The sequence below is a fragment of the Paracoccus sp. ME4 genome (genome assembly GCF_046736325.1).
Classification (GTDB): Bacteria; Pseudomonadota; Alphaproteobacteria; order Rhodobacterales; family Rhodobacteraceae; genus Paracoccus.
Map to the genome: position 1 here is coordinate 206051 of NZ_CP151276.1, position 11908 is coordinate 217958.

14 protein-coding genes are annotated in these 11908 nt (G+C 71.0%); 6 read left to right on the plus strand and 8 right to left on the minus strand.

Annotated elements, in window-relative coordinates; translation table 11 throughout:
* Nucleotides 1–4: 4 nt before the first annotated feature.
* Complete coding sequence (locus AACG61_RS00990; protein ID WP_411838172.1) at nt 5–991, minus strand: asparaginase; 987 nt, start codon at nt 989–991, stop codon at nt 5–7.
* A 190-nt stretch (nt 992–1181) separates the two neighbouring features.
* On the opposite strand from AACG61_RS00990, the gene AACG61_RS00995 reads away from it, so the two are divergent.
* On the plus strand, nt 1182–1703 hold the full coding sequence (locus tag AACG61_RS00995) for an invasion associated locus B family protein (protein WP_411838173.1): 522 nt from the start codon (nt 1182–1184) through the stop codon (nt 1701–1703).
* A gap of 123 nt (nt 1704–1826) precedes the next feature.
* Nucleotides 1827–3011, plus strand: a complete 1185-nt coding sequence (gene rlmN, locus AACG61_RS01000) for a 23S rRNA (adenine(2503)-C(2))-methyltransferase RlmN (RefSeq protein WP_411838174.1) — start codon at nt 1827–1829, stop codon at nt 3009–3011.
* Nucleotides 3012–3035: 24 nt separating this feature from the next.
* Here the strand turns inward: rlmN and rsgA are convergent, their stop codons facing one another.
* Both rsgA and AACG61_RS01010 read right to left on the minus strand, forming a co-directional pair.
* A complete protein-coding gene (gene rsgA, locus AACG61_RS01005; RefSeq protein ID WP_411838175.1) occupies nt 3036–4046 on the minus strand; it encodes a ribosome small subunit-dependent GTPase A in 1011 nt (336 codons plus the stop codon).
* Nucleotides 4039–4875: an LOG family protein gene (locus AACG61_RS01010; protein WP_411838176.1), complete on the minus strand. Its 837-nt coding sequence runs from the start codon at nt 4873–4875 to the stop codon at nt 4039–4041. Before AACG61_RS01010 ends, rsgA begins: the two co-directional genes overlap by 8 nt.
* A 107-nt stretch (nt 4876–4982) precedes the next feature.
* On the opposite strand from AACG61_RS01010, the gene dapD reads away from it, so the two are divergent.
* The 3 genes from dapD to AACG61_RS01025 are packed head-to-tail and all read left to right on the plus strand — an operon-like array spanning nt 4983 to nt 6893.
* Nucleotides 4983–5804, plus strand: a complete 822-nt coding sequence (dapD, locus tag AACG61_RS01015; protein WP_411838177.1) for a 2,3,4,5-tetrahydropyridine-2,6-dicarboxylate N-succinyltransferase — start codon at nt 4983–4985, stop codon at nt 5802–5804.
* Nucleotides 5804–6259 (plus strand): YaiI/YqxD family protein, encoded by a 456-nt coding sequence (locus AACG61_RS01020; RefSeq protein WP_411838178.1) that lies wholly within the window; start codon nt 5804–5806, stop codon nt 6257–6259. Before dapD ends, AACG61_RS01020 begins: the two co-directional genes overlap by 1 nt.
* A 55-nt stretch (nt 6260–6314) precedes the next feature.
* Nucleotides 6315–6893, plus strand: a complete 579-nt coding sequence (locus AACG61_RS01025; RefSeq protein WP_411838179.1) for an exopolysaccharide biosynthesis protein — start codon at nt 6315–6317, stop codon at nt 6891–6893.
* 88 nt (nt 6894–6981) lie between these two features.
* Here the strand turns inward: AACG61_RS01025 and AACG61_RS01030 are convergent, their stop codons facing one another.
* On the minus strand, nt 6982–7779 hold the full coding sequence (locus AACG61_RS01030) for a crotonase/enoyl-CoA hydratase family protein (RefSeq protein ID WP_411838180.1): 798 nt from the start codon (nt 7777–7779) through the stop codon (nt 6982–6984).
* Between the two features lie 123 nt (nt 7780–7902).
* Here AACG61_RS01030 and AACG61_RS01035 point away from each other — a divergent pair, with 123 nt between their 5' ends.
* Nucleotides 7903–9186 (plus strand): 4-aminobutyrate--2-oxoglutarate transaminase, encoded by a 1284-nt coding sequence (locus AACG61_RS01035; RefSeq protein WP_411838181.1) that lies wholly within the window; start codon nt 7903–7905, stop codon nt 9184–9186.
* Here the strand turns inward: AACG61_RS01035 and AACG61_RS01040 are convergent.
* From AACG61_RS01040 to AACG61_RS01055, 4 genes are read right to left on the minus strand one after another with little or no spacing between them, the layout of a single operon-like run.
* On the minus strand, nt 9183–10106 hold the full coding sequence (locus tag AACG61_RS01040) for an AEC family transporter (RefSeq protein ID WP_411838182.1): 924 nt from the start codon (nt 10104–10106) through the stop codon (nt 9183–9185). The genes AACG61_RS01035 and AACG61_RS01040 overlap by 4 nt on opposite strands.
* A gap of 21 nt (nt 10107–10127) precedes the next feature.
* Nucleotides 10128–11102 carry an iron exporter MbfA gene (gene mbfA, locus AACG61_RS01045; RefSeq protein ID WP_411838183.1) on the minus strand — a complete coding sequence of 325 codons (975 nt, stop codon included), beginning with the start codon at nt 11100–11102 and terminating at the stop codon, nt 10128–10130.
* Between the two features lie 7 nt (nt 11103–11109).
* Entirely contained in the window at nt 11110–11394 is a 285-nt protein-coding gene (locus tag AACG61_RS01050; RefSeq protein ID WP_411838184.1) for a sulfurtransferase TusA family protein, read from the minus strand.
* On the minus strand, nt 11391–11903 hold the full coding sequence (locus AACG61_RS01055) for a DUF2478 domain-containing protein (protein ID WP_411838185.1): 513 nt from the start codon (nt 11901–11903) through the stop codon (nt 11391–11393). The genes AACG61_RS01050 and AACG61_RS01055 overlap by 4 nt, the downstream gene beginning before the upstream one ends.
* Nucleotides 11904–11908: the final 5 nt, after the last annotated feature.

Consider the following 11908-nt stretch of genomic DNA (forward strand, 5'->3'; position numbering starts at 1 on the left):
CCGATCAGGCCGGAAAGCCCGCCGACAGGCGCAATTCGCCCGTCGCCCGACCGCGGCAGTTCACGATTTGACCGCCAAGCCGCGCCCGCGCCGCCGGATCATCGCCCGCCAGCGCACCCAGATGCGACAGCAGCGCCACGATGGCCGCCTCGCTGGCGCGGGTCGCGCCGTCGGTGATCTTCAGCGCGATGCCCAGGCCCCGTTCGGGCAGGATGGCGACGAAGACCGCCTCGGCCCCGGTCTTGATCGCGACCGTCCCGCCCATGGCGCGCATCAGCTCGGTGCAGGCGCGCCCCTCGCCCGCCACCATCAGGGGGTGGCCGCGCATCGCGTCGGTCAGCCGCCGCATGGCCTGCCCGCGCCGGTCCGGGGCGGGGTTGGCGAAACGCGCCATGGCCCGCGCCAGCCCCCCCACCGTGCAGGCCCAGTTCGGCGCCGAACAGCCGTCGATGCCGAAGCCGGGGCTGGTCTCTCCGGTGACCTCCTCGAAGGCCGCGCGGACGGCCAGCTGGACCGGATGGTCCGGCTCGATGTAGTCGGCATCCCCGCCCAGATGCCGGTTCAGGGTCAGAAAGCCCGCATGCTTGCCCGAACAGTTGTTGTGCAGTTGGCAGGGCGCGTGGTCGGAACAGGTCAGGCGGCGGTTCTCGGCCGGATCGCCGGGCATGTGGCTGCCGCAGCGCAGGTCGGCCTCGGCCAGGCCCAGCCCCTCCAGCCATGCGCCCACGGCCTCGACATGGACGCCCGCGCCCGAATGGCTGGCGCAGGCCAGGGCCAGCTGCCGGTCGGTCAGGCCGGCGGCATCGGCCGCCCCGCTCTCGATCAGGGGCAGGGCCTGGATCATCTTGCAGGCCGATCGCGGATAGATCACCGCATCCGGATCGCCCCAGGCCGCGACCACGCCACGGCTGTCGCAGATCACCGCGTGGCCGGCATGCAGGCTCTCGCGCATGTCGCCGCGCCACAGTTCGATCATCGGGATAGGGGTCATGCGGGCGATTCCTGGCGTTCTGCGGGGGTTTCGGGGGCGCCGCGCGGGCCTGACAATTGCGCGATTGCGCGTTCGCAGGCTTTCGCGGGCGGCAATTTTCGCTATCCTGTCCGCAGATGGTTGAAAAGACCACAGCAATCAGGAAGAACGCCGGGTGAAGCGGCGAATTGAATTGGCAGGAGGCCAGAGCATGATTACCACCACCCTGCGCGGCATGGGCGCCGGTCTTGTCCTGATCGCCGGACTGGGCGCGGCGGTTGCACAAGAGTCCAGCAATGTCGTGGCGACCGAGGGAGACTGGACCGTCTTCGCGGGCGACAACCCGCGCGAATGCTGGGCCGTCTCGCCCCCGAAATCGACCCTGAACACCCGCGACGGTCAGCCGACCGAGGTGACGCGCGGCGACATCCGCCTGTACGTGGCCTATCGCCCCGGCCAGAACGGCGAGGTCAGCTTCAGCGGCGGCTATCCCTTCGCGCCGGATTCGACGGTCGAGGTCGACGTGGGCGGCCGCACCTTCAACCTGTTCACCGAGGGCGAGAGCGCCTGGACCGGCAGCCCGTCGGACGACGAGGCGCTGATCACGGCGCTGCGCGGCGGTTCCAGCGCGGTCGTGACCGGGCGTTCGGCCCGCGGCACCACCACCAAGGACACGTTCAGCCTGTCGGGCATCACCGCCGCGACCAACACCGCGCGGTCCAGCTGCCAGTAAGCCGGGCCTGAGGGTCACGGGACCAGATGCGGGCGGGCCGGTTGATTTCCGGCCCGCTTTCGCTTATGTGGCTGTCTTTCGCCCCGATCCCCTTCCATGCCCCAGCCCAAGGCCGGTGATTCCATGACCGATCAGACCCCGTCCGCGCCGATCACGCAGGATGTCCTGACCCTGCCGCGCAAGCTGCCCCAGACCGGGCGGACGAACATCGTCGGCCTGACGCGCGAGCAGCTGCGCGACGCGCTGATCGCCGCGGGCACGCCGGAGAAGCAGGCCAAGATGCGCCTCGGGCAGGTCTGGCAGTGGGTCTATCACTGGGGCGTGCGCGATTTCGCGCAGATGACCAACCTGGCCAAGGACTATCGCGCGCTTCTGGCCGAGCATTTCGAGATCGTCCTGCCCGAGATGGTGACCCGCCAGGTCAGCAGCGACGGCACCCGCAAGTATCTGGTGCGCATCGCCGGCGGCCACGAGGTCGAGGTCGTGTACATCCCCGAGGAGGGCCGCGGCACGCTGTGCATCAGCAGCCAGGTCGGCTGCACGCTGACCTGCTCCTTCTGCCATACCGGCACGCAGAAGCTGGTGCGCAACCTGACCCCGGCCGAGATCGTGGGCCAGCTGATGCTGGCGCGCGACGATCTGGGCGAGTGGCCCGTCCAGGGCGCGCCCAAGGACGAGACGCGGCTGGTCAGCAACATCGTCCTGATGGGCATGGGCGAGCCACTGTACAACTTCGACAACGTCCGCGACGCGATGAAGGTGGTGATGGACGGCGAGGGCCTGTCCCTGTCGCGCCGCCGGATCACCCTGTCCACCAGCGGCGTGGTCCCCGAGATCGCCCGCACCGCGCGCGAGATCGGCTGCCTGCTGGCCGTCAGCTTCCACGCCACGACCGATGAGGTCCGCGACCGGCTGGTGCCGATCAACAAGCGCTGGAACATCGAGACCCTGCTGGAGGCGCTGCGCGACTACCCGCGCCTGACCAACAGCGAGCGGATCACGTTCGAATACGTGATGCTGGCCGGCGTGAACGACAGCGACGAGGACGCGCATCGCCTGGTCAAGCTGATCGAGGGCATCCCGGCCAAGATCAACCTGATCCCGTTCAACGAATGGCCCGGCGCGCCCTACAAGCGGTCCAGCAACAACCGCATCCACGCCTTTGCCGACATCATCTACAAGGCGGGCTATGCCAGCCCCATCCGCACCCCGCGCGGCGAGGACATCATGGCCGCCTGCGGCCAGCTGAAATCCGCGACCGAACGCGGCCGCAAGACCCGCGCCCAGATCGAGGCCGAAACCGCCTGACGGCGCCTGCCGCCGCGCCTGTGCTCAGCGGCGCTTGCCGCCGCGGGGCAGGGTCGTGCGGTTGCCGCGCGGCCCGGTCTGGACGGGGGTGTTGGCGCGGTTCTCCTCGGCCAGCTTGCGCCAGCGTTCGACACGTTCGGCCGACAGGGTGCCCGCGGCGACGGCGGCCTGCACGGCGCAGCCCGGCTCATGGGCATGGGTGCAGTCGCGGAAGCGGCAGAGCGGCGCCAGCTCGGTGATCTCGGCGAACAGCTGATTCAGCCCGGCGGACAGGTCGCTGACATGCAGCGTGCGCATCCCCGGCGTGTCGATGACCCAGCCCCCGCCCGCCACCGGATGCAGCGAGCGCGCCGTGGTCGTGTGCCGCCCCTTGGCGTCCGATTCGCGGATCGCGCCGGTGGCCTGCGCATCGCGGCCCGACAGGGTGTTCAGGAGCGTCGACTTGCCCACCCCCGACGATCCGACCAGCGCCACCGTCCGGCCCGGCCCGCACCAGGGCGCCAGCACGGCGGCGGCATTGGGCGATTTCGCGTTCAGCGCCACGACCTCCAGGTCGCGCTGCAGGGCGCGCGCGCGCCCGAGCCACTGGGCCGGGTCGTCGATCTTGTCGATCTTGGTCAGCACGATGACGGGATGCGTCTCGGCCTCGTTGGCAAGCGCCAGATAGCGCTCCAGCCGGGCGGGGTTGAAGTCGTCGTTGCACGAGGTGACGATGAACAGCACGTCCACGTTGGCCGCGATCAGCTGGCGGACATGCGCCCCCTCGGTCCGGCGCCGGAGCAGCGACAGACGCTCCAGCCCGCGCGCGACCACGCGGGTGTCGGGATGGACCAGCACCCAGTCCCCCACCGCGTAATCCGCCGTCGTGCCGTTCAGCGGCAGGTCCAGCCGGACCTGGCCCGACCCGGTCTCGGCCATCAGCCGCGTGCGGTGGACCGAGGCCACGCGCATGGGCGCCAGCCCCGCGTCATCGGCCCCGCACTGATCGGCGAAGAAGGGCTGCCAGCCCAGATCGGCCAGCGCGGCGTCAGGCATCGGCGGCGGGCCAGGCGTCCATGACGGCCAGCGCCTCCTCGGCGGTCTCGACATAGCGGATCAGGTCCAGGTCGGCGGGGCTGATCGTGCCCGCGCGGGCCAGCGCCTGCCAGTTGATGATCCCGTCCCAGAACGCGGCCCCGAACAGGATCACCGGGATGCGCGCCATGCGGCCGGTCTGGATCAGGGTCAGCGCCTCGAACAGCTCGTCCAAGGTGCCGAAGCCGCCCGGGAACACCGTGATGGCGCGGGCGCGCATCAGGAAGTGCATCTTGCGGATCGCGAAATAGTGGAAGTTGAAGCACAGGTCCGGGGTGACATAGGGGTTCGGCGCCTGCTCGTGCGGCAGCACGATGCCCAGGCCGATGGACCGGCCGCCGGCCTCGTGCGCGCCCAGATTGCCCGCCTCCATCACGCCGGGGCCGCCGCCGGTGCAGACGACAAGCTCGGTCCCGCCCTGCGCCAGGCTGCGCTCGGTGACCTTGCGGGCGAAGTCGCGTGCCTCGGTGTAGTAGGCCGACAGTTCCGCCAGGGCCGGGCTGCGCGCGTCGCGGGGCGCGCCGTCGGGCGCCGGGATGCGCGCGCCGCCGAACATCACCACGGTCGAGGCGATGCCGTGTTCGTCCATGATCATCTGCGGCTTCAGCAGCTCCAGTTGCAGCCGGACCGGGCGCAGCTCCTCGCGCAGCAGGAAGTCGCGGTCGGTGAAGGCCAGCTGATAGGAGGGCGCGCGGGTCTGGGGCGTGTCGGGCACATGGCGGACCCGCGCCGCGTCGCGGCTGCTGTCGGGCAGGGGGTGGCTGCGGTCCTGTTCGGGCAGTTCGGTCATTCGGGCCTCTGGACTTGGGGCATGCGCGGATTGCGCGGACCCTCCTTGGTGCTTATAGCCCAAGGCCGACAGTTTCCACCCGGACGCGACAGCAGCAAGAGGCCAAGATGACCCAAGACCTGGAACAAGCCATCGAAACCGCGTGGGAGGCCCGCGCCGAGATCACCCCCGACACGCAGGGCCCCGCCCGCGAGGCCGTGCGCGAGACGCTGCACCGTCTGGACAGCGGCAGCCTGCGCGTGGCCGAGAAGCGCGGCGCCGACTGGCATGTGAACCAATGGGCGAAGAAGGCCGTGCTGCTGTCCTTCCGGCTGAACGACATGGAGGAGATGGCGGGCGGGCCGCAGGGCACCAACTGGTGGGACAAGGTGCCGTCCAAGTTCCTGGGCTGGACCCAGGACGACTGGCGCCGCGCGGGGTTCCGCGCCGTGCCGGGCGCGGTCGTCCGCCGGTCGGCCTTCATCGGCAAGGGCGCGGTGCTGATGCCCTCCTTCGTCAACCTGGGCGCCCATGTGGGCGAGGGAACGATGGTCGACACCTGGGCCACCGTCGGCTCCTGCGCGCAGATCGGCAGGAACGTCCATCTGTCGGGCGGCGTGGGCATCGGCGGCGTGCTGGAGCCGCTGCAGGCGGGGCCGACCATCATCGAGGATGACTGCTTCATCGGCGCGCGCTCGGAGGTGGTCGAGGGCTGCATCGTGCGCGAGGGTTCGGTCCTGGGCATGGGCGTCTATATCGGCCAGTCCACCAAGATCGTCGACCGCGAGACCGGCGAGGTCATGTATGGCGAGGTTCCTGCCGGATCGGTCGTCGTGGCGGGCACGATGCCGTCGAAGAACGGCGTGAACCTCTACTGTGCGGTGATCGTCAAGCGGGTGGACGCGCGGACGCGGTCAAAGACTTCGATCAACGAACTGCTGCGCGACTGATGACCACACTCTACATCGATGCGGACGCCTGCCCGGTCAAGGCCGAGGCCGAGCGGGTGGCCGTCCGCATGGGTGTGCCGATGGTGCTGGTCTGCAACGGGGGCCTCAGGATGCCCACGCATCCGCTGGTCCGCCTGCAGATCGTGGCGGCGGGCCCGGACGAGGCCGACAAGTGGATCGCCGACAGCTGCGGTCCGGGCGATGTGGTGGTGACGGGCGATCTGCCGCTGGCGGATCGCTGCATCAAGGCGGGGGCCGCGGTGCTGACCCATGCCGGAGAGGTGCTGGACGCCCGCAACATCGGCCCGCGCCTGGCCACGCGCGACCTGATGGCCGATCTGCGCGCGGCGGACCCGTTCCGGCAGGGCGGCGGCGCGGCCTTCGGCAAGGCGGACCGGGCGCGGTTCCTGCAGGCGCTGGACCGGCTGCTGACGGCGGCACGGCGCGCGGGCTGATCAGGGACCCCGCCGCGCCCCGGCGCGTTGGCCCTCCGAAAGACAGGAGACTGCGATGAGCGACGACACCGTCATCACCGATCTGATCGGCCGCGTGCGCGAGGGCGCCGGCGGCGAGCGGGTCAGCGTCGGCGAGATCGTCGAATCGTTGGGGCAGGATTCGCTGCCCCCCAACCTGATGATCCCGGCGCTGGCGGTGGTGTCGCCTCTGTCGGGGATCCCGCTGTTCTCCAGCATCTGCGGGATGCTGATCGCGTTGATCGCGGCGCAGATGCTGATGGGGCGGGACCATGTCTGGCTGCCGGGGTTCCTGTCCCGGCGCGAGGTGGCGGGGGCCAGGCTGCGCAAGGCGCTGGACTGGATGGAGAGACCCGCGCGGTTCCTGGACCGGGTCAGCCATGAGCGCCTGACGCCCCTGGTGCGCCGCCCGATGCGGTGGGTGGTGCAGGCGATCTGCCTGGGCTGCGGGCTGGTGATGCCGCTGTTGGAGTTCATTCCCTTCACCTCGTCGCTGATGGGCGTGGTGGTCAGCCTGCTGGCCTTCGGCCTGCTGGCGCGGGACGGGGTGTTCGTGCTGCTGGGCTTTGCGGCGATCGGCGGGGTGGTCGCGCTGGTTCTGACCCTGATGCCCTGAGCCGGGAGCGGGCGGGCGGGGCATTGAGCCCCGCCCGCCCGCCACCGCGGCACGGGCCAAGGGCCCGCGACGCGGCGTGGCGCGCGCCTCAGGCGGGCTTGATCTTGTCGGCCGTCCCGCCTGCGAAGGCCGCCAGGCGGTCGCGGGCCGCGGCCTGGGTGTTCACCACGCCGGCCACCGCCGATTCGGCATAGGCGGCGTCCAGCGCGCTCATGTTCTGCATGTGGCTGATGGCCGAGCAGATGGCGAAGTTCGACAGCGGCGGGTTCTGCGCCGCCTTACGCGCGATCTGCAGCGCATGGGCGGCCGGGTCCTCGACCATGTACTGGCAGAGGCCCACCGACACGGCCTCGTCTCCGCGATAGAGGCGGCCGGTCAGCATCATGTCGATCATCCGCGCCTTGCCGATCAGGTCGGCCACGCGGATCGTGGCACCGCCGCCGGTGAACAGGCCGCGCTGACCCTCGGGCAGTCCGAAATAGGTGCCGGGCCCCGCCACGCGGATATGCGCGGCGCTGGCTAGTTCCAGGCCGCCGCCCACGACCGCCCCGTGCAGCACGGCGATGACCGGCACGCCGCCATATTCCATCCGGTTGAACGCATCGTGCCAACGCAGGCAGACCTGCATGAAATCGGCGGCGCTGCGATCCTCGCGGTGATGTTCCACCAGGTCCAGCCCGGCGCAGAAGTGATCGCCCGCCGCATCCAGGATCGCGGCGCGCACGCCCGCGCGCGGCAGGGTGGTGAAGATGTCGATCAGCTCCTCGATGGTGGCCAGGTCCAGCGCGTTGCGCTTGGCCGGGCGGTTCAGGGTGACGCGGGCGATGCCCTCGTCATCCACCGCCAGCAGGATGTTCGACAGCCTCAGGTCCGCGATGTCGCGCATGTCCGGTTCTCCTCCCGTTGCATCGCCGGCCGGGTTAGCGCGGCCCGCCGCCGCCGTCGAGCCGAACTTGACCCATCGGCGGCAGGCGCTAGGCTGAGGGCGCCATCCAGGGAGGGATGAACCATGAAGGACCTGACCCCGACCAATGCCGCCACCGCCACCCGCCGCCGCGCCGCCATGGCCCGCGGCGTGGGCGTGATGACCGACCATTTCGCGGCCCATGCCGAGAACGCCACCGTCACCGACATCGAGGGCAACCGCCTGATCGATTTCGCCGCCGGCATCGCGGTGGTGAACACCGGCCACCGCCACCCCCGCGTGATCGCGGCCGTGCGCGCCCAGCTGGACGCCTTCACCCATACCTGCCACCAAGTCCTGCCCTATGAGAATTACGTCCGCTTGGCCGAGCGCCTGAACGACGCCACCCCCGGCGATTTCGCCAAGAAGACGATCTTTGTCACCACCGGGGCCGAGGCCTGCGAGAACGCGGTCAAGATCGCCCGCGCGGCCACGAAGCGCGATGCGGTGATCGCCTTCACCGGCGCGTTCCACGGGCGGACCTTCATGGGCATGACGCTGACCGGCAAGGTCGTCCCCTACAAGAAGGGCTTCGGCGGCATGATGCCCGACGTCTTCCACGCGCCCTTCCCCTGCCCGCTGCATGGGGTCACCACCGAGGACAGTCTTGCTGCCATCGACAAGCTGTTCAAGGCCGACCTGGACCCCGCCCGCGTCGCCGCCATCGTGTTCGAACCGGTGCAGGGCGAGGGGGGCTTCTATCCCGCGCCCACCGATTTCGTGGTGGCGATCCGGGCGCTGTGCGACCGGCATGGCATCGTGATGATCGCGGACGAGGTGCAGACTGGGTTCGCGCGTACCGGCCGCCTGTTCGCGATGGAGCATCACGGCGTCGCCGCCGATCTGGTGACCATGGCCAAGGGCCTGGGCGGCGGGCTGCCCATCGCCGCGGTCACCGGCCGGGCCGAGATCATGGACGCGGCCGAGCCGGGGGGGCTGGGCGGCACCTATGGCGGCAACCCCCTGGGGATCGCGGCGGGCCTGGCGGTGCTGGACGTCATTGAGGAGGAGGAACTCTGCGCCCGCGCCGACCGCCTTGGCGCGGGCCTGAAGGCGCGGCTGGAGGCGATCCGGCCCCGCATGCCGGAGCTGGCCGACATCCGGGGGCCGGGCTTCATGGTCGCGGCCGAATTCATCGGCCCGGACGGGCCCGATGCAGGCCTGACGGCGCGGGTGCGCGAGCAGGCGCTGGCGCGGGGGCTGCTGCTGCTGACCTGCGGGGTGCATGGCAACGTGATCCGCTTCCTGGCGCCGCTGACCATCCCGGACGACCAGTTCGCGCAGGCGCTGGACATCCTGGAGGAGGCGATGCTGGCCGCGCGGGCCTAGGCTCCGATCAGCAGGATCAGTGCGGGGATGGTCAGGATGCTGGCCGCGGTCGAGATCAGGATCGCGGTCGACACCCGCTGCTGCGCCAGCCCGAAATGCTGGGCCAGGATATAGACGTTGCCCGCGACCGGCAGGCCCGCCGCGACCACCATCACCCCCGCCGCGACCGGATCGACGCCGAATCCCCAGGCCGCCAGACCCACGGCTGCCGGATGCAGGACCAGCTTGGCCCCCGACAGCCAGGCCGAGGGCGCCAGCCGCGCCAGGCTGCGCCCCGCCAGGCTGGCGCCGATGGCGAACAGCGCGCCGGGCGTCGCGGCCGCGCCCAGGATCGACAGGAACTCGTCCAAGGGGCCGGGCATGGGCAGGCCCAGCCCGCCCCAGGACAGGCCCGCGACCATCGCCAGGATCATCGGGTTGGCGGCGATCCCGCGCAGCACCGGCAGGATGGCGGCGACGCCGACCCCGCCATTGCGCGAGGCATGCACGATCAGCGTGATCAGCGTGGAAAAGACCAGCATGTCGATGATCAGCACCATCAGCACCGGCCCGATCGCCGCCGGCCCCAGCAGCACGACCAGCATCGGCACGCCCAGAAAGCCGGTGTTGCCGGTCATGCAGCACTGCGCCTCCATCGCGGCCTCGGCCAGGTACAGGCCGCGGGCGCGCGCGACCCAGAGGCCCGTCGCCCAGACCGCCGTGGACCCGGCCAGATAGGCCAGCACGAAGCGCAGATCGAACAGCCGGCCCAGATCGACCCCGGCCGCGAAGCGGAACAGCATCGCCGACAGCGCGAAATAGAAGACGAACTTCGTCAGCCAGGCCGCGCCCTGGGCGGGGAAGAACCGCGTGGCGGCGGCGACCCAGCCCAGCCCGATCAGGGCGAAGAAGGGCAGGGTCTTCAGCAGGATCTCGGTCATCTGGCCCCCGGGCGGGGGCCGTCAGCCCGATCCGATCAGCACCCCCACGGCCAGCACCAGACCACCCCCCACCACGACTTGCAAGGTCGCGCGCCAGAAGGGCGTCTGCATCCAGCGGTTCTGGATCCAGGCGATGGCCCACAGCTCGACGAAGACGACCAGGATGGCGATGGTGGTCGCGGTCCAGAAATCGGGGATCAGATAGGGCAGCGCGTGTCCCATCCCGCCGACGGTGGTCATCACCCCCGACGACAGGCCGCGCTTCAGCGGCGATCCGCGTCCCGACACGACCCCGTCGTCAGAGGCGGCCTCGGTGAAGCCCATGCTGATGCCCGCGCCGATGCTGGCGGCGGCGCCCACCAGGAAGGTCGTCCAGGGGTCCTGCGTGGCAAAGGCCACCGCAAAGATCGGCGCCAGGGTCGAGACGCTGCCGTCCATCAGCCCCGCCAGCCCCGGCTGCACCCAGGTCAGGACGAAGTCGCGATGGGCGACGGCATCCTCCTCGGCGCGGGCATCGGCGGGCAGCAGGGCCTCGGACAGCTCGTGGGCGCGGTTCTCATGGCCGCGTTCGGCGGCGGCCAGGTCGCCCAGCAGCTTGCGCGTGCCCGCATCCTGGCTGACCTGGGCGGCATGGGCATAGAAGTCGGCCGCGTCGCGCTCCATCCCGGCGGCCTCGGCGCGGATCGTCTCCAGCGACAGCGTCTCCATCATCCAGGCGGGGCGGCGGGTCAGATAGCCCGCGACATGCTCGCGCCGGATCACCGGGATCGCTTCGCCCCACCGGCGCTGATGCACCTCGAGGAGCAGGCGGCGGTGGGTGTCCTCCTCGGCGCTCATGGCGTCGAAGACGGCGGCGCTGGCCGGATAGTCGCGGCGCAGGAAGGCCGCCCAGTGGCGATAGATGCGGGCGTCGTCCTCCTCGGAGGCGATGGCCAGGGCCACGATCTCCTGCTCGGTCAGTTCCGACAGGCGCTTGCGCGCGGAAAGGAAGGGCATCGTCATGTCAGTCTGCGTCCCCGGATGGGGCGGGGCCGCCGCCATCCGCCGGGGCAGGGCTGCCCTTGCGGATGGTGAAGTCCAGCGTGCCGTCGCCCGGATCGTCCAGACGCACCATGGCATGGCCCCCGGCCTCGCAGAAATGCGGCACATCGACCATCGCCATGCGATCGGTCGCGATCAGGCGGCAGAGCGCCCCCGCGGGCAGCGCCGCCAGCACCTTGCGCAGCCGCAGCACCGGCAGCGGGCACAGCAGGTCGCGCGCATCGATGACGACGGGCGTCTGCGTCATGGCACGGCGGCGAATCGGTCCAGGCACCAGGCGGGCAGGTCCGCGGGCGCGACGCGGCAGGCCAGTTCGCCCGCGAACGCCAGGAAGGCCGCCTGCTGCTGGCGCGGGACATAGAGGACGACTGCCTGCCCGTCGCCCAGGGCCTGGCCGATCAGGTCGCGAAAGCCGCGCCCCGCGGCCTCCTGCCGGCCGAACTTGGGGATGATGACCAACCCCGCGCCCGGCAGGTGCGGCGCGGTGCGCGCGACCGCCATCTCCAGCGCGCATGTGTCCAGGCGGCACCCCGCGGCCCCCGGGCCGAGCGACTGAGAGATCCGCAGCGGCGGCAGGTCCGAGCCCAGCACCACCATCTCCATGTCGCAGGGGCGGTCGGGGCCCAGGTCGATGTTGCGCTGCACCGCGCCCGCCACGGGCAGGCCCCGCGCGCCAAGGTCGCGGGCCAGCCGCTCCAGCACGCGGTCGGCGGCACCCGGGGGCGCCTCCGCATCCATGGTGAACCAAGCCAGCATCCCGC

Bases quoted from the DNA above. Each gene is read 5' to 3' on its own strand.
- AACG61_RS00990 (WP_411838172.1), bottom strand. From the start codon at position 991: ATGACCCCTATCCCGATGATCGAACTGTGGCGCGGCGACATGCGCGAG.
- AACG61_RS00995 (WP_411838173.1), top strand. From the start codon at position 1,182: ATGATTACCACCACCCTGCGCGGCATGGGCGCCGGTCTTGTCCTGATC.
- rlmN (WP_411838174.1), top strand. From the start codon at position 1,827: ATGACCGATCAGACCCCGTCCGCGCCGATCACGCAGGATGTCCTGACC.
- rsgA (WP_411838175.1), bottom strand. From the start codon at position 4,046: ATGCCTGACGCCGCGCTGGCCGATCTGGGCTGGCAGCCCTTCTTCGCC.
- AACG61_RS01010 (WP_411838176.1), bottom strand. From the start codon at position 4,875: ATGACCGAACTGCCCGAACAGGACCGCAGCCACCCCCTGCCCGACAGC.
- dapD (WP_411838177.1), top strand. From the start codon at position 4,983: ATGACCCAAGACCTGGAACAAGCCATCGAAACCGCGTGGGAGGCCCGC.
- AACG61_RS01020 (WP_411838178.1), top strand. From the start codon at position 5,804: ATGACCACACTCTACATCGATGCGGACGCCTGCCCGGTCAAGGCCGAG.
- AACG61_RS01025 (WP_411838179.1), top strand. From the start codon at position 6,315: ATGAGCGACGACACCGTCATCACCGATCTGATCGGCCGCGTGCGCGAG.
- AACG61_RS01030 (WP_411838180.1), bottom strand. From the start codon at position 7,779: ATGCGCGACATCGCGGACCTGAGGCTGTCGAACATCCTGCTGGCGGTG.
- AACG61_RS01035 (WP_411838181.1), top strand. From the start codon at position 7,903: ATGAAGGACCTGACCCCGACCAATGCCGCCACCGCCACCCGCCGCCGC.
- AACG61_RS01040 (WP_411838182.1), bottom strand. From the start codon at position 10,106: ATGACCGAGATCCTGCTGAAGACCCTGCCCTTCTTCGCCCTGATCGGG.
- mbfA (WP_411838183.1), bottom strand. From the start codon at position 11,102: ATGCCCTTCCTTTCCGCGCGCAAGCGCCTGTCGGAACTGACCGAGCAG.
- AACG61_RS01050 (WP_411838184.1), bottom strand. From the start codon at position 11,394: ATGACGCAGACGCCCGTCGTCATCGATGCGCGCGACCTGCTGTGCCCG.
- AACG61_RS01055 (WP_411838185.1), bottom strand. From the start codon at position 11,903: ATGCTGGCTTGGTTCACCATGGATGCGGAGGCGCCCCCGGGTGCCGCC.